The sequence below is a fragment of the Adhaeribacter radiodurans genome (assembly GCF_014075995.1).
Taxonomy (GTDB): Bacteria; Bacteroidota; Bacteroidia; order Cytophagales; family Hymenobacteraceae; genus Adhaeribacter; species Adhaeribacter radiodurans.
Genome location: NZ_CP055153.1, coordinates 3677832 through 3694514, shown reverse-complemented (window position 1 = coordinate 3694514; position 16683 = coordinate 3677832). Strand labels below are relative to the sequence as shown.

General features: G+C 41.8%; 13 protein-coding genes. 10 read left to right on the top strand and 3 right to left on the bottom strand.

Annotation, left to right across the window (positions count from 1 at the left end; genetic code table 11):
- Positions 1 to 275: 275 nt before the first annotated feature.
- Positions 276 to 2135, bottom strand: a complete 1860-nt coding sequence (locus HUW48_RS14945; protein WP_182411709.1) for a glycoside hydrolase family 13 protein — start codon at positions 2133 to 2135, stop codon at positions 276 to 278.
- Positions 2136 to 2601: 466 nt separating this feature from the next.
- Here HUW48_RS14945 and HUW48_RS14940 point away from each other — a divergent pair, with 466 nt between their 5' ends.
- From HUW48_RS14940 to aroF, 10 genes are all read left to right on the top strand, one after another.
- Entirely contained in the window at positions 2602 to 3675 is a 1074-nt protein-coding gene (locus HUW48_RS14940) for an alpha/beta hydrolase-fold protein (protein ID WP_182411708.1), read from the top strand.
- A gap of 340 nt (positions 3676 to 4015) precedes the next feature.
- Complete coding sequence (locus HUW48_RS14935; RefSeq protein ID WP_182411707.1) at positions 4016 to 5428, top strand: anthranilate synthase component I family protein; 1413 nt, start codon at positions 4016 to 4018, stop codon at positions 5426 to 5428.
- A 60-nt stretch (positions 5429 to 5488) separates the two neighbouring features.
- Entirely contained in the window at positions 5489 to 5791 is a 303-nt protein-coding gene (locus HUW48_RS14930; protein ID WP_182411706.1) for a four helix bundle protein, read from the top strand.
- 103 nt (positions 5792 to 5894) lie between these two features.
- On the top strand, positions 5895 to 6494 hold the full coding sequence (locus HUW48_RS14925; RefSeq protein ID WP_182411705.1) for an anthranilate synthase component II: 600 nt from the start codon (positions 5895 to 5897) through the stop codon (positions 6492 to 6494).
- A complete protein-coding gene (gene trpD, locus HUW48_RS14920) occupies positions 6491 to 7477 on the top strand; it encodes an anthranilate phosphoribosyltransferase (protein WP_182411704.1) in 987 nt (328 codons plus the stop codon). The genes HUW48_RS14925 and trpD overlap by 4 nt, the downstream gene beginning before the upstream one ends.
- A gap of 252 nt (positions 7478 to 7729) precedes the next feature.
- Entirely contained in the window at positions 7730 to 8536 is an 807-nt protein-coding gene (gene trpC, locus HUW48_RS14915; protein ID WP_182416394.1) for an indole-3-glycerol phosphate synthase TrpC, read from the top strand.
- Between the two features lie 10 nt (positions 8537 to 8546).
- Complete coding sequence (locus HUW48_RS14910; RefSeq protein ID WP_182411703.1) at positions 8547 to 9221, top strand: phosphoribosylanthranilate isomerase; 675 nt, start codon at positions 8547 to 8549, stop codon at positions 9219 to 9221.
- 256 nt (positions 9222 to 9477) lie between these two features.
- Positions 9478 to 10671 carry a tryptophan synthase subunit beta gene (trpB, locus tag HUW48_RS14905; protein WP_182411702.1) on the top strand — a complete coding sequence of 398 codons (1194 nt, stop codon included), beginning with the start codon at positions 9478 to 9480 and terminating at the stop codon, positions 10669 to 10671.
- Positions 10661 to 11455, top strand: a complete 795-nt coding sequence (trpA, locus tag HUW48_RS14900; RefSeq protein WP_182411701.1) for a tryptophan synthase subunit alpha — start codon at positions 10661 to 10663, stop codon at positions 11453 to 11455. Before trpB ends, trpA begins: the two co-directional genes overlap by 11 nt.
- A gap of 312 nt (positions 11456 to 11767) precedes the next feature.
- Positions 11768 to 12781: a 3-deoxy-7-phosphoheptulonate synthase gene (gene aroF, locus HUW48_RS14895; protein WP_182416393.1), complete on the top strand. Its 1014-nt coding sequence runs from the start codon at positions 11768 to 11770 to the stop codon at positions 12779 to 12781.
- A gap of 74 nt (positions 12782 to 12855) precedes the next feature.
- On the opposite strand, the gene HUW48_RS14890 is transcribed toward aroF, so the two are convergent.
- Positions 12856 to 13383, bottom strand: a complete 528-nt coding sequence (locus HUW48_RS14890; RefSeq protein WP_182411700.1) for a DUF4136 domain-containing protein — start codon at positions 13381 to 13383, stop codon at positions 12856 to 12858.
- A gap of 314 nt (positions 13384 to 13697) precedes the next feature.
- Positions 13698 to 16622 (bottom strand): aminomethyl-transferring glycine dehydrogenase, encoded by a 2925-nt coding sequence (gene gcvP, locus HUW48_RS14885; protein ID WP_182411699.1) that lies wholly within the window; start codon positions 16620 to 16622, stop codon positions 13698 to 13700.
- Positions 16623 to 16683: the final 61 nt, after the last annotated feature.

Genomic DNA, 16683 nt, shown 5'->3' with positions numbered 1-16683 from the left:
CAACGTGATTTGTTCAGGTAATTGGTAATCTTCTTAGATAACCGGTAAGTAAAAGGCCAAAAACTTATAAAAGTTCCTTAATTGTTCACTTACCATTAACTGGCATAATTGGTAGTACTGACACCTTATATTATTTAATTTGCTGATTCTATAAAGTACTTATTCAGAGTAAAATAGTTTAGGCAAATTTAGATTAATCTGTATAAAATTTCACAATGGGGTTTAGGTTTATCCGGTTATTAAGCCAGTGTAGCTTACCCGATTTCTTTAGTAATTTATTTTAGTAATTCTAAAACTAAGGCCGATTTGGCGGGTAATTTTAGGGTAGCAAGGCTATTTTGTACTTCTTCTGTCAGCACGTTGCGGGCCCGGTTAAATCCAGACATGCGTTCAGCAAAACGGCTGGTTTCTAATGTAATTTCCTGATCAGTAGGGTTGGTAGCTACCATAATTGTTTTAGCAGCATCGAACCGAAAGTACACGTAAGTATTATTTTGTGGTAAATACTGCATTAATTTACCGCTGTGCAAAGCTGGCGTGGCTTTCCGGTACTGCGCCAGTTTCTTAACAAAATTAAAAGCTTCGTTTTCTGCGGCAGTACGTCCGGTTGCGGTAAACTTATTTTCTTTATCGCCTTTAAAGCCCCCCGGAAAATCTTTTCGTACCTCTGCGTCAGACGGATTTTTGAAATTCTTCATTAAAATTTCGGTACCGTAATAGAGGCTCGGAATACCGCGGGTGGTTAAAAGCCAGGTAATACCTATTTTATATTTATTAAAATCTTCGCCGATGACCGAGTAATAGCGGTCCATGTCGTGATTGTCCAGAAAGGTTACCAACTTAAGTGGGTTCTCATAAACGGCATCCTGGGCCAGTACCTGGTATACTAAATTTTCGTTCCAATCGGATTTTTGGTTTAAAGCCTGGTTAAAAGCGCCCCATAACACAAAATCTAAAGTACCCGGCTGGTTGCATTTAAACGGAAAGTTGATTTTATTTTTTACAAAGTATGCCTGACTAATAACATTATTAACCCACGATTCACCAAAAATATGAATGTTAGGATACTCCTCCAGTAAAGCTTGATTACACCGGTTCATAAAAGCTTGGTTATTATACAGGTAGGTGTCAATCCGCCAGGCATCTACGCCAAAATATTCTACTGTCCAGAGCGCATGCTGAATAAGGTAATTTGCGACGTATGCATTTTCTTGATTTAAATCCGGTAAAAAAGGCACAAACCAACCATCTAAAGTTATTTTTTTGTCGCTCAGGGCAGAGTAAGGGTCTAGTACTGGCTGAAATTTGTAAGACGTATTGGTATAGGTGGGCCATTGGTGAACCCAATCTTTGCTGGGTGGGTCTTTTAGGATCCAGTGGTTAATGCCTAGGTGGTTATAAACGGCATCCTGCACTACCCGTAAATTTTTGGCGTGAGCCGCTTGCACAAATTTTAGGTAAGCTTCGTTGCCGCCCAAGCGCTTATCTACCTGGTAGTGGTCGGTAAAGCCGTACCCGTGATAAGCACTTCGCATGGAGCCGCCTTCATTTGTTTGCGGTTGATTGTTTTCAATTACCGGGTTGAGCCAAAGCGCGGTAACTCCTAATTCCTGAAAATAATCTAAATGATTGGTAATACCAGTAATATCGCCGCCGTGACGCAAAAACGGGTTCTGGCGATCTGCCTCAGGATCGGCCATATCAGCAAAATTATCGTTACTTTCGTCGGCGTTGGCAAAACGGTCCGGCAGAACTAAATAAATAAAATCTTTGCTGCTCACACCCTGGCCTTTAGGATTAGTGTTTCGGGCTTTCAATTCGTAGGTATAGGTTGTTTTCTTCGCGCCGGAAAAAGTAAAATTTAGCTTACCTGCTTTAGCCGTAGGATTAATATTTAAGTCCAAAAATAAATAATTGGGATTTTCTACCTTTTTTACTTTTTCCAATTTTACGCCGGGGTAGTTCAGGCTCACCTGCGATTGGGCGATACTAGGGCCGTAAACCAATAACTGCACTTTAGGGTTTTTCATTCCCACCCACCAGAAAGTTGGATCTATTCGGGTTATTTGTTGGGTTCGAGCTTCGGTAATGGTTAAAAGTATAAGAATAAAACCGACGTAAATTCTTCGTGCCATTTAGTTCTGGGTTTGCTTTGAAGGAGGAATAAGAACTGGAATTATATACTGCTAAGTATATTGTTTTATGAGTGTATAGTAAAATGAATTAGAATGCATTAAAAATAAGTTGATTAACTCGCTTAAGCAACAAACTAAAAAGGTTAAATTCTAAAATTTAAGAAAAGTAAAGTGGAGTAGCTTATTGTAAAAATAGGTTCAGGTACGTTATAGGGAGCTTTTAGTAAAGTTTTAACCTTTAAAAAAGTAAAATTATAAACTTTTATCGCTAAGAAAATTTAGATTCTACCAAGAGGTTAATTCAATATCAAGTATTTAATTAACATTTAAAAGTAGAAGCGAAATTGCATGTGCAGATATCTACCAAATTAAAGATTCTAAAAATAAAAACTGTTGGAAAACAAACTACGTTTTGGGGATTAATTTTATAATATTTTAATCTCTAATACTTGCCGGACCCGCGCAGATGAAAATAATTGTAGATAAAATTCCAGATGATACTCCCGCCGATGCGCATTTGTACCTTGTTGGTAATTTTAACCGGTGGCAGCCGGGGGTACCGGTTTACAAGCTACAACCCCAGCCAAACGGTACCTACGTAATAACAGTGCCTTTTATGAACAGGCCCGTTGAATTTAAAGTAACGCGTGGCACCTGGGAAACAGTGGAAGCAGCAGAAGACGGCAGCGATATGCCTAACCGAAGAATTAAGCCGCCCTTTCCTGCTAAAGTTTCGGTGCAAGTGGCTAATTGGACGGATTTAGTAGAGCGGCCTCCCAGAAAGCATACAGCGAGCCCCCAGGTGCAAGTATTAGATTCTGCTTTTGAGATGCCCGAATTGGGTCGTACCCGGCGGATTTGGCTTTATTTACCTATCGATTATGCTACCAGTAAAAAGCGCTACCCAGTTCTTTACTTGCATGATGGGCAAAATCTATTCGATGCTTTTTACAGTTTTACAGAAGAGTGGGGCATAGACGAAACCTTAGATCAAATGGCGCAAACGGGCGGACCTCAAGTGATTGTAGTGGGAATTGAACATGGCGGAGAGGAACGGATTAACGAATTAACTCCCTACAAGAATCCCGAATACGGAGGCGGTGATGGCGAAAAATACCTTCAGTTTATCATTCAGGACTTAAAACCTTACATTGATACTCATTTTAGAACGCAACCTGAGGCGGAGCATACCGGAATAGGCGGTTCTTCTTTGGGTGGTTTAATATCCTTATATGCCGCTGCGCATTACCCGCACGTTTTTGGCAAAGCTATGGTACTATCTCCTTCCCTGTGGTTTTCTGATAAAATATTTACTATCGCCAGGAAAGATTTTAAAAATACCCGCCTGGTTTTATTAGCCGGGGAGCAGGAAGGGGAAGAAATGGTATCTCAAATGCAGCAGTTGTATAACCAATTAGTAGCCCATAATTTTCCCAACGAAAACATCTGGTACCAAACCCGTCCGGATGGCAATCATAGCGAATGGTTCTGGCGGCGTGAGTTTCCGGAAGCTTTTAAATGGCTTTACACAAAAAAATAAAAAAAAAGTTGCACCAAAAATTATGGATGTTATATTTGCAGCATCATGAAGATGAAACAACTTTATACTGCTGGCTGGTGGCACCTTTTAGAATCCTAAAAGAGTGAACCGGCACGTTTGTATACAGCTATAAATAGCATAAAAAGCCCAAGTTCACTTGGGCTTTTTTATTTTTAAGACTTTATTCTAAACAATTAATAAATCAATGAGACTTTATTTCTTCTTCCGGACAAATTATTACTGGCAAGGCTAAGTAAACTTTACAACAGGTTACACTTACTAAGTTTTTAGCCCTTACCAAAATCCATAATAATTGTCAGAGAAAAACGAAAATAGTAAAATGAATAAATATAAGCTGTATAGTACGCATAAACAACTCCTTGCCGATACGGTTACTCCCGTTGGAATTTATTTACAACTACGCGATAAGTACCCGAACTGCATCATGCTCGAAAGTTCGGACTACCACGGTAACGAGAACAGCTATTCTTACATTTGTTGCGATCCCATTGGTGGTTTTGAATTAAAAGACCAGGTAATCAGCCAATACTTTCCGGATGGTACCGAACAACAATTTCCTCTGGAAGATCGGCGCGATGCCGTTAAGCATTTGCAGGAATTTATTAATTCTTTTTTCATCCGGAGCAACCCGTTTAATTTTATTACTAATGGTTTGTTCGGGTACATGACCTACGATGCCGTAACCTATTACGAAGACATTGAGTTTAGACCCAAAGAAACCGCTTACCCGGAATTACCTGAAATTCTGTACCGGTTATACCGGTTTATTGTGGTAGTTGATCCGTTTAAAAACGAGCTGTATATTTTCGAGCATAGCATCGACGAAAATACTACCGGGCCAGGTCTGGAACAGTTAGAAGCTTTAATTAAAAATAAAAATATTCCGGCTTTTACTTTTACCCCCGATCCCGACGAAACGTCTAACTTTACCGACGACCATTTCCTGAAAGTTTTAGTAGAAGGGCAACGACATTGCAAACTAGGCAACGTTTTTCAAATTGTATTATCCCGGAAATTTTCGAAAGGTTTTAAGGGCGATGAATTTAATGTATACCGGGCCTTACGTTCTATTAATCCGTCGCCGTATTTATTTTATTTCGATTACGGCAATTTTAAAATTTTCGGTTCTTCGCCGGAAGCTCAAATTACTTTAAAGGGCAACAAAGCTTCTATTTACCCCATTGCCGGCACTTTCCGCCGAACAGGAAACGATAACTCTGATGCCGAACTAGCGCGTAAACTCTACGACGACCCGAAAGAAAATTCGGAGCACGTAATGCTGGTAGATTTGGCCCGCAACGATTTAGGCCGGCACGGCGACCAGGTAGCGGTAGAAGTTTTTAAAGAAGTACAGTATTATTCCCACGTTATCCATCTGGTATCTAAAGTAACCAGCCAACGCTCCAAAGAAGTAGCTCCTATGTTAATGGTAGCCGATACTTTCCCAGCGGGTACTTTATCTGGTGCGCCCAAGTACCGCGCCATGACCATTATTGACGAATTGGAACCCACCCGCCGCGGATATTATGGTGGTTGCATTGGGTACATTGGTTTTAACGGCGATTTCAATCACGCCATTATGATCCGGTCTTTTTTGAGCACCCGCAACCGTCTCCATTACCAGGCCGGCGCCGGCGTAGTAGCCAAATCCAACCCGGAATCCGAACTTAACGAAGTACACCACAAACTGGCCGCACTCCGCTCCGCCATGGAAAAAGCGGCGGGGATTTAGTTGCAGTTTACAAGTTGCAGGTTTCAGGTTAAAAGTTAATTCTAAATTTAGGATTCTGAGATGGCGCGAGTAGAAAGGTTTGAGGATTTAGAAATTTACCAAAAAGTTACTGTCATTGCTATTGATGTTTATAAGCTGTATGCTACAGGAAATATAAAACCGGATTATGGTACCCGGGACCAAATGCAACGAGCGGCCATGTCTATTTCTAACAACAATGCAGAATTTATTAGATTTCTAAAATACGCGAAAGGGTCAGCTGGGGAACTAAGAAATCAGCTGTATGTTCTAAAAGAATTGAAAACGTTAGATGATGCTTATTACCTAAACAAATACGATGAACTTATTCAATTATCGCAGTAATTGGCAGCTTTTATCAAATATTTAAAAAATCTAGAAACTAAGAATATTTAATTATTAAAATTTTTAACCTGCAACTTGTAACCTGCAACGCGCAACCCACATCATGAAAATACTAGTTTTAGATAATTACGATTCATTCACTTACAACCTGGTACAGCTAGTGAAAAAGCTAGGCTATGGCATGAACCTGGACGTGTACCGGAACGACAAAATAAGCGTGGCAGATGTTGAAGAGTACGATAGTATTCTGTTGTCGCCGGGGCCAGGGGTCCCTTCCGAAGCCGGTATTATGATGGATGTGATTAAACAATACGCTTCTACTAAAAAGATTATGGGGGTTTGTTTAGGGCACCAAGCCATTGGCGAAGTATTTGGAGCCAGTTTATATAACTTACCTGAGCCCATGCACGGCGTAGCTACCTCCGTTAAAATTACTTCTAAAAACGAAACCATGTTCCGGGGGTTGCCCACCGAATTTAAAGTGTGCCGGTATCATTCCTGGGTAGTAGTACCAACCACAATGCCGAAAGAGTTGGAAGTTACGGCTGTAGATGTGGATGGGCAGATTATGGCATTACGGCACCGGGTTCATAACGTAAAAGGGGTTCAGTTTCACCCGGAATCTATTTTAACGGAGCACGGCGAAAGTATGATGCGTAGCTGGTTAAAAGGATCCATCACGCCAAAGAAAAGCTGGATATGAAAGAGATATTATTACAACTTTTTGAGCAGAAAGCTCTCACAAAAGAAGCTGCTTACAAAGTTTTAGTAGATTTAGGCCAGGGAAAATTTAACCAGTCAGAAATGGCGGCGTTTTTAACCGTTTTCCTGATGCGAAATATTACCGTAAACGAGCTGGAAGGTTTTCGGGATGCCCTACTGGAGCTTTGTATTAAGCCTAATTTAGGTACGCACGAGGTAATTGATATGTGCGGCACCGGCGGCGATGGCAAAGATACCTTTAATATTTCTACGCTGGCTTCGTTTGTGGTAGCGGGGGCGGGGTATAAAGTTGCTAAACACGGCAATTTTGGGGTATCATCCGTTTGTGGGTCGTCTAACATAATGGCTCATTTTGGTTACCAGTTTACCAGCGACAGCGATTACCTGCGCCGGAAACTCGACGAAGCAAATATTTGCTTTTTGCACGCTCCCGCTTTTCACCCGGCCATGAGCCACGTTGGGCCTATCCGGAAGCAATTGGGTTTAAAAACGTTCTTTAACATGTTAGGGCCTATGGTAAACCCGGCTATACCACATTACCAGATGGTAGGAGTTTTTAACCTGGAGTTACTACGCTTGTACGCTTATTTGTACCAGCAGACGGATAAGCATTTTATGGTGGTGCACGCCTTAGACGGCTATGACGAAATTTCGCTCACAGGTCCGTTTAAAGTAGTTACCGAAAATGGCGAACAAATTCTCTCCCCCCAGAAAATCGGCTTCACCGAAGTTAAACAAGAAGAATTAGCAGGCGGCACAACGGTAGAAGAATCGGCAAAAATTTTTGTAGATGTTTTGGAAGGTCGAGGTACAGCAGCGCAAACCAATGCCGTAGTGGCGAATGCTGCTATGGGTTTGTACTTAATGAACAAAAACTTTTCCATAGACGAAGCCGTAGCCGTTGCCCGTGAATCATTGGATTCTGGTAAAGCCCTGGCATCATTTAAATTGCTGATAGATTAGTTAGATATTAGACGGTAGATACTACTAGATATTAGACAAAGAATATTAGATGTTAACTTTAAATTTAAATTAAAAATCATAATAATATCTTAGCAAAGCTGTAGAAAAGCCCATGTGAGAGGGTAGGGGAGCATTAGGAACTACGTTAATTCAAAAAATTAGAAATTCCTGCTCCTGCTTAGCTTAGGAGGGAAGCTAAATAGCCTAAAAAAATAAACCGTGGACTATGGACCATGGACTATCGACTACAACATGAACATACTCGAACAAATTACTGCTTTCAAGCGGCAGGAAGTAGCCGAACGGAAGGCATTATATCCGGTAAAATTACTGGAGCAAACTATTTACTTCGAAACGCAACCAGTGTCGTTTAGGAAGTATTTATTGCGCCAGGATTTACATGGAATTATTGCCGAGTTCAAGCGAAAATCTCCTTCCTTGGGCATTATAAATGCGCATGCTTCAGTAGAGCGTACTACTATTGGTTACATGCAGGCGGGCGCTTCGGCCTTATCTGTGCTTACCGATGCCCAGTTTTTTGGCGGTAAAAACGATGATTTAAAAATTGCCCGGAAATTTAATTTTTGTCCCATTCTGCGGAAAGATTTTATTATTGACGAATACCAGATCATTGAAGCGAAATCCATTGGAGCCGACGTAATTTTATTAATTGCCGGTATTTTACAAGCCGACGAAGTAAATAAACTAGCGGCTTTTGCTAAATCTCTGGGCTTAGAAATTTTGTTAGAAGTACACGACCGCGAAGAATTAGAAAGAACTCTAACGGACCAGGTAGATGCCATTGGTGTAAATAATCGTAACTTAAAAGACTTTTCGGTTAGCATTAACACTTCTAAAGAACTGGCCGCCCTTATTCCGGATAAATTCGTAAAAGTTTCGGAAAGTGGTATTAGTAAAGCCGAAACTATTTTGGATTTGCGTACTTACGGCTACCGTGGTTTCTTAATGGGCGAAGCATTTATGAAAACCAGCCGGCCAGAAAAAGCTCTGGCCTCGTTTATTGAAACATTAAAAACCGATAAACCAATTTTTGCTTAATAGCTTATTAATGATGACTGTTCCGCATTTTTCCACTTCCCTAACAAGTCCGTCCAACGCTTTACAGGTAAAAGTATGTGGAATGCGGGAACCGGAAAATATAAATGAATTAGTAACGCTTCAACCAGATTTAATCGGCTTTATATTCTACTCCAAATCCTCCCGTTTTGCCGGAGAGAAACTGCAAGCAAAAGCCCTGAAACAATTACCTGCAACGGTGCAGAAAGTGGGTGTATTTGTAAACGAATTGTTGACTACTATTTTAGCTACTGCCGAAAAATTTGAATTGCAGGCAGTACAGTTACACGGCAATGAAACTCCTACCTTATGCGCAAAAGTGCGTCAATCCGGGCTTCTGGTTTTAAAAGCTTTTGCTTTAAGCGATGATTTTGATTTTACAGTTTTAGAAGCTTACGAAGGCACCTGCAATTATTATTTATTCGATACCAAAGGCCCCCAGTACGGTGGCAACGGCCAGACGTTTAACTGGGAAGTGTTGAACAATTACTGTTTCCAAACTCCTTTTTTTCTGAGTGGCGGCCTTGATTTAGATCATGCGCCAGCAATTAAAGCAGGTCGATGGCCCCTGCTACGGGGCATAGATATAAACAGCCGGTTTGAACTAGAACCCGGCTTAAAAGATATCTCGAAAGTAAAGCAAATGCTTACCGCATTTCGAGAATAAATAGAATTTGCTTTAAAGAATATTGTTGGTTTGTAATAAAGGAATGATGGAAGGAATAAAGTAAGTTAAGCAATTTGTAAGGATGAAGTATTGCGCTTCGTAGCCAAATAGGTTCTTTCTGAATGACCAGAAAACAGGTTTTATTTTAAAACTATTATCAAAGAACCAAGATCAACTTTCCAATTTTAAAACCTTTTAACCTTTAACTTGATTTCAAACCTGCAACTTGTAACCTGTAATTTGTAACTAAAAATATATGAACTATTCTGTTGATGAACGTGGGTATTATGGTAAGTTCGGTGGGGCTTACATTCCGGAAATGTTGTATCCCAACGTAGAAGAACTTCGCCAGAAATACCTGGATATTATCTACGAACCCAGTTTTCAGGAAGAACTAGATGAGCTGTTGCGTGATTACGTTGGGCGGCCCACCCCTTTATACTTTGCTAAGCGGCTTTCCGAAAAATTTAATACTAAAATTTACCTGAAGCGCGAAGATTTAGCCCACACTGGCGCGCATAAAATTAACAATACGGTCGGTCAAATTTTGTTGGCTAAACGCTTGGGCAAAAAGCGTATAATTGCCGAAACCGGTGCAGGTCAGCACGGGGTAGCCACGGCTACGGTTTGTGCCTTGGCCGGTCTGGAGTGTATTGTGTACATGGGCCAGATAGATACCGAACGCCAGAAGCCAAATGTAGCCCGCATGAAATTACTAGGCGCCAAGGTGGTACCGGTAACTTCGGGCAGCCAAACATTAAAAGATGCTACCAATGAAGCCATTCGCGACTGGATTAGTAACCCTGAGGACACGCATTATATTATTGGTTCGGTAGTAGGTCCGCACCCGTACCCCGATATGGTAGCGCGTTTTCAGGCGGTAATCAGCGCCGAAGTACGCCAACAATTACTTTTTAAAGAAGGTACCGAGTTTCCTACTTATGTGGTGGCTTGCGTGGGCGGCGGTAGTAATGCGGCGGGTGCTTTTTACCATTATTTAAATGAACCAGCCGTAAATTTAGTGGCGGTTGAGGCGGCAGGTCACGGCGTAAATTCCGGATTATCAGCAGCTACATCGGTTTTGGGTTCTTTGGGTATTATTCATGGCAGTAAAACCTTGTTAATGCAAACCGAAGACGGTCAGATTGTGGAACCACATTCTATATCGGCGGGGTTAGATTATCCAGGTATTGGGCCGATGCACGCCCATTTGTATGATAGTGGCCGTGCCAAATTCTACGCAATCACCGACGAAGAAGCCATGCAAGGTGTGGTACTTTGCAGCCGTCTGGAAGGTATTATTCCAGCCATTGAATCGGCGCACGCCATTGCTGCCTTGCATTACATGCAGCCAAAACCCGATGATATTGTAGTGTTAAACCTCTCGGGTCGTGGCGACAAAGATTTGCAAACCATAATTAATTACCTCGACGAGCAAGATGGAAAATAAAATAGCCCAACTTTTTAAAGGACACAGTACCCCTAATTTAAACGTTTACTTTACGGCTGGCTTCCCAGAGTTAGGATCTACTACTACTATTTTGAAAACCTTGCAAGATGCCGGCGCTGATTTAGTTGAAATTGGTATGCCGTATTCAGATCCGCTGGCTGATGGTCCTACCATTCAGCAAAGTAATACTGTGGCTTTGCGTAACGGCATGTCCATTAAGAAGCTGTTTGAGCAGTTAAACGATGTACGCGATACTGTTACTTTGCCAATTATATTAATGGGTTACTTAAACCCAGTGCTACAATACGGATTCGAGAATTTTTGCCGAGAAGCTGCCAGAGTAGGGGTAGATGGTTTGATAATTCCGGATATGCCTTTAGTAGAATACGAAGAAGAATACCAGGCTATTTTCGGGAAGTATAATTTAAGTGCTATTTTCCTGATTACCCCACAAACGTCTGAAGCCCGTATCCGCAAAATAGATGAGCTCACCAATTCTTTTATTTACATGGTTTCAACGGCCAGCACTACCGGGAATACCGTTGCCGGAACCCAAAATCAATTAGCTTATTTTGAGCGCATCAAGCAAATGAATTTAAAAAATCCTAAGCTAATTGGCTTTGGAATTTCTGATAAAAAATCTTTTGACCTGGCCTGCCGATACGCCGAAGGAGCCATTATAGGAAGTGCCTTTATTAAAGTTATTCAGCAACCTACCGGCTTACAGGAAAACATCCGCGACTTTATTCACTTAATAAAATCCGGTGAAGAGATATTTAGTTAGGTTTTAGTCGATGGTCCATAGTCGACAGTCCACAGTAGAGTAATGAAAGCTTCACCTTGGAGCAATGAACGTATAAATACCGTGCTTCAGAAGGGACCTGTTTAACTAAGTAGCTAAATAGGTTCCTTCTGAAAGACGGTTATAAATCTTTCGAATAGATTTTACTTATTACGTCACCAATTTTAGTTCTTCAGCTTTCTCTAATATGAGAAAAATTTAAAATACTAAGAATACATCTTTCATCTAAAAAACCCGCATAGTCTATAGTTTATAATCTGTCGACCGTGGACTATGGACTATCGACTAAATAACATGATCATCCAACTACAAAACGAAATTGCTGATACAGAAAGAAAGGCGATAATCGAAAAGATAAAAAGCTTTAAATACAAAGTCACTCCGGTAAAAACGCAACGCGGCGATTACCTGATTGGGATTGGCAAAGCTGAATTCGATATCCGGAGCCTGGGCCACATGCAGGGTATCAAAGACTTGCACATTGTTTCGGACGATTATAAACTGGTTTCCCGGAAATGGAAGGTAAACCCATCGGTAGTTGATTTAGGGGATGGGGTAGAGATAAAGCAAGGTAATTTTACTTTAATGGCTGGCCCTTGTTCCATTGAAACCGAACAACAAGTAGAAAAAACGATTGCGCATTTAGTAGCCAATAACGTACGGGTAATGCGTGGCGGTGTTTTCAAGCCTCGCAGTTCGCCATATTCTTTTCGGGGATTAGGGATTGAAGGCTTGAAAATGTTTTATGCTAAATGCCGGGAACACGGTATAAAAATAATAACCGAAGTAATGCAGGTGTCGCAGATTGCCCCTATGTACGATTTTACCGATATTTTTCAGGTAGGTGCCCGCAATACGCAAAATTTCAATTTACTGGATGAGCTGGGGAAAGTAGATAAACCCGTATTAATTAAGCGGGGTATTTCGGGTACGATTGATGAATTACTCTATTCGGCGGAGTATGTGTTCTCGGGCGGTAACGAAAAACTAATTTTGTGCGAACGGGGTATTCGCACCTACGAAACCGCTAGCCGTAATACTTTGGATTTAAACGCCGTTCCAATTTTAAAAGATAAAACCCACCTACCCGTAATCGTAGATCCTTCTCACGGAATTGGTATCCGGGATTATATTGAACCAATGGCCTTAGCGGCCGTAATGGCCGGGGCAGATGGCATTATTTATGAAATTCACGAAAAGCCAGAAGAAGCTGCTTCCGACGGTGCCCAAACTTTAAATTTTGGTGAATCAGAACGATTAGTGAAAAAACTTCTAACTACCTATGAGCTACGTCAGAAATTAGGATAAATTTTATCGTTAAAAAATGAAACAAAAAAGCCCGGATAAAACCGGGCTTTTACATTAGATAAACAGCTTAACCTTTATCTTTTTGGTGGAAATTTGCTTAAAATGCTGTTAACAATCTCAATTACTTTGTCTTCCGGAATGTTCCGGCTCCGTACTTCAGATTCGCCTACACCCCGCCATAATAATTGGTTGTTACGCGCATCAATTAAATCCACGATAATGGTACCTTCTTTATACTGGCTGGAGTTATTAAACCGGCTGTAGCCACCATAGTAGCCGTAAGGATAGAAAGGACCAGCATTGGCGGTGGTTTGGTTAGCAAAACTAACATTATAGTTCACGTAAAACTCCGGTCTGTCAGAGTATTCCATGCCGCGTTGCGATAAATTAGCTTTAATGGCGTTTTGCATGCGCTTATCAAAGAATGTGTCGTATTGCAAAGAATCCCGTTTTATACCTGCTTTATTAGTGTACCAATTAAATGATTTGTACTCTTGAAAATTAATGGAGTGGTCGTAGTCGGTGCTTACGTTCACGTAAGGAGCACAAGCCGAAACCAAACTAAGTAACATGATAAAGCTTATATACTTAACTAATTTCATCTTTAATTATATAATTTTTAATTGTTGGTGATATAAACATGGCAATTTTAATACCAATTTATGTAATTTTTTTAAGTATTAACCTTGCTTAAACTTAAACGGTATTTACCTCTTTATCTTGTGTGTTTTACAAGAAATTATTCGGTTTAAGCTGTTTTATAATAAAATTTAGTTGAAAACGTTTTGCCTTTCTTACTCAGATTAAATATACTAAAATGAAGATTTGTCAGTATGGCAGAAACCTGACAGGAATTGCCTGTTATAAATATAAATCCCGCGGTTTACCTCGCGGGATTTTTTTAATTTTTTAAAATTTAGTCAATGCCAGTAGCCGTTTGAGCAACTTCCGGTTGCGCATAGGCCTCCAGCGGAGTGCAGGAGCAAATTAAATTCCGGTCGCCGTACGCTGAATCGATGCGGCTTACGGTTGGCCAAACTTTGTGGGTGCGGGCAAACGCATAAGGAAATACTGCTTTTTCGCGGCTGTATGGGTAAGTCCAATTGTCGGATAAACCTATTGCCATGGAATGCGGTGCGTTTTTCAAAACATTGTTTTTCTGATCGGCGGTACCTTCTTCTACTTCCCGGATCTCAGCCCGGATCGAAATCATGGCGTCGCAGAAACGGTCAATTTCTTCTTTCGATTCGCTTTCGGTAGGCTCTACCATTAAAGTACCCGCTACCGGAAACGATACTGTAGGCGCATGAAAACAGTAATCCATTAATCGCTTGGCAATATCTTCCACTTCAATACCCACTTTTTTAAACGACCGGCAATCCAGAATCATTTCGTGGGCGCAACGGCCATTAGTGCCGGTGTATAAAACCGGGTAATGTTCCTGCAGCCGGGCTTTAATGTAATTGGCATTTAAAATAGCCATTTTGGTAGCTTCGGTTAATCCTTCGCCGCCCATCATGGCAATGTAAGCGTAAGAAATAGGTAAAATACTAGCCGAACCCCAGGGAGCGGCCGATATTGCCGAGATGGCTTGCTCGCCACCGGTTTTTACCACCGCGTGCCCCGGTAAATAAGGCACTAAATCGGCTACCACGCCAATTGGGCCAACACCCGGACCGCCGCCCCCGTGCGGAATACAGAAAGTTTTATGCAGGTTTAAATGGCACACATCGGCGCCGATAGTAGCCGGACTGGTTAACCCTACCTGGGCATTCATGTTGGCGCCATCCATGTACACGCGGCCCCCGTTTTCATGAATAATATTACAGATCTCAATAATACTTTCTTCGTACACGCCGTGGGTAGAAGGGTAGGTAACCATTAAACAAGAAAGATCATCCCGGTGCTGTTCGGCTTTGACGCGCAGATCAGCTACGTCAATATTACCCCGGTCGTCGCATTTTACGATTACTACTTTCATACCGGCCATTACCGCGGAAGCCGGATTAGTGCCGTGCGCCGAAGACGGAATGAGAGATACATTACGATGATGGTGGCCTTGTGCCTCATGGTAGGCCCGGATTACCATTAAACCCGCGTATTCGCCCTGAGCGCCCGAGTTAGGTTGTAATGATATGCCCGCAAAACCGGTAATTTCACAAAGCCAGCTTTCCAGGTCGGTAAATATTTGTTTGTAACCTTCTGCCTGTTCTGCGGGAACAAACGGGTGCAAGCCGCCAATCTCCGGCCAGGTTACCGGCAACATTTCGGCGGTAGAATTTAATTTCATGGTACAAGAACCCAGCGGAATCATGCTGTGCACTAAAGAAATATCTTTGTTTTCCAAGTATTTCATGTAGCGCAAAATTTCCAGTTCCGAGTGGTGCTGGTTAAATATATCGTGCTGCAGGAAAGGGCTGGTACGTACCAAGTTTTCCGGCCAGGTTATATCTGTTTCGTGGGGCAACTCAGTCAGGTTATTTACCGAAGTTTGTTGATTCATTACCTTGGTAAATACTGCCAGAATATCTTTTAAATCGTTTAAATCAGTGTTTTCGTTTAAGGAAATACCAATAAAATTGTCGGCAAAATACCGGAAGTTTATTTCGGCCGCTTCGGCTTCCCGACGAATGGCAGTTTTTAATTCGGCGCTTTCAACTTTAATTTTTAAAGTATCAAAGTAGTTTTCATTTACTTGCTCTAAGCCAAGTTCCGTTAAGCCTTGTTCCAGCAGTTGGGTTAGTAAATGAATGTTCAGGGCAATGTATTTTAAGCGGCGTGGCCCGTGGTACACGGCATACATCCCCGCTATTACCGCTAATAAAACCTGAGCTGTACAAATATTAGAAGTAGCTTTCTCGCGGCGAATATGTTGCTCGCGGGTTTGCAAAGCCATCCGGTACGCTTTATTGCCGTGTACATCTACCGATTGGCCGATAATGCGGCCCGGTAAAGAGCGTTTGTAAGCATCGCGGGTAGCCAGGAAACCGGCATGAGGTCCACCATAACCCATGGGTACGCCAAAACGCTGGCTGTTGCCTACTACGGCATCGGCTCCCATTTCGCCGGGAGGTGTTAATAAGGTTAAACTTAATAAATCGGCGGCTACAGCTACTAAAATATCCTGCTGGTGCGCGTTAGAGATAAATTCAGAATAGTCAAACAGTTCGCCATCAGCAGCTGGGTATTGCACTAAAGCGCCAAATAAGGTGTTGTCGTTTAAGTCTAGGGTGCGGTGGTCGCCAATAACTAATTCCCAACCCAAAGGAGTAGCGCGGGTTTTTAACACATCAAGAGTTTGCGGCAATACCTGATCCGACACAAAGAACCGGGTTGCATTTTTGCGGGTGCCCTTCCGTAAACCATAAAACATGTTCATGGCTTCGGCAGCGGCCGTGGCTTCGTCGAGCAACGAAGCATTGGCAATTTCCATAGCCGTTAAGTCCATCACCATGGTCTGGTAATTGATCAGGGCTTCTAAGCGACCCTGGGCAATTTCGGCCTGGTAGGGAGTATAGGCGGTGTACCAACCCGGATTTTCAAAAATATTGCGCTGAATAACCGGCGGCAGTACCGTATCGTGGTAACCTAAACCAATGTACGAACGAAATACTTTGTTTCTTTTAGCGATGGTTCCGAATTTTTTTAAAAAATCACGTTCGGTTAATGCACTAGGTATATTTAAAGGTTTTTTCAAGCGGATTGCCGCCGGAACGGTTTCATCAATCAGCTGATCCAAGGAATTTACCTCAATGGTTTGTAACATATCCTGTATGGATTGCTTTACCGGACCATTGTGACGTTCCTTAAAAATATCGGCGGGCTTGGTTTTTATCAACATAGCTGTTTTTTAGAAGTAATCAGATGCTACTTTTTAAACGACTTCTTTTGCTTAAAAAGTT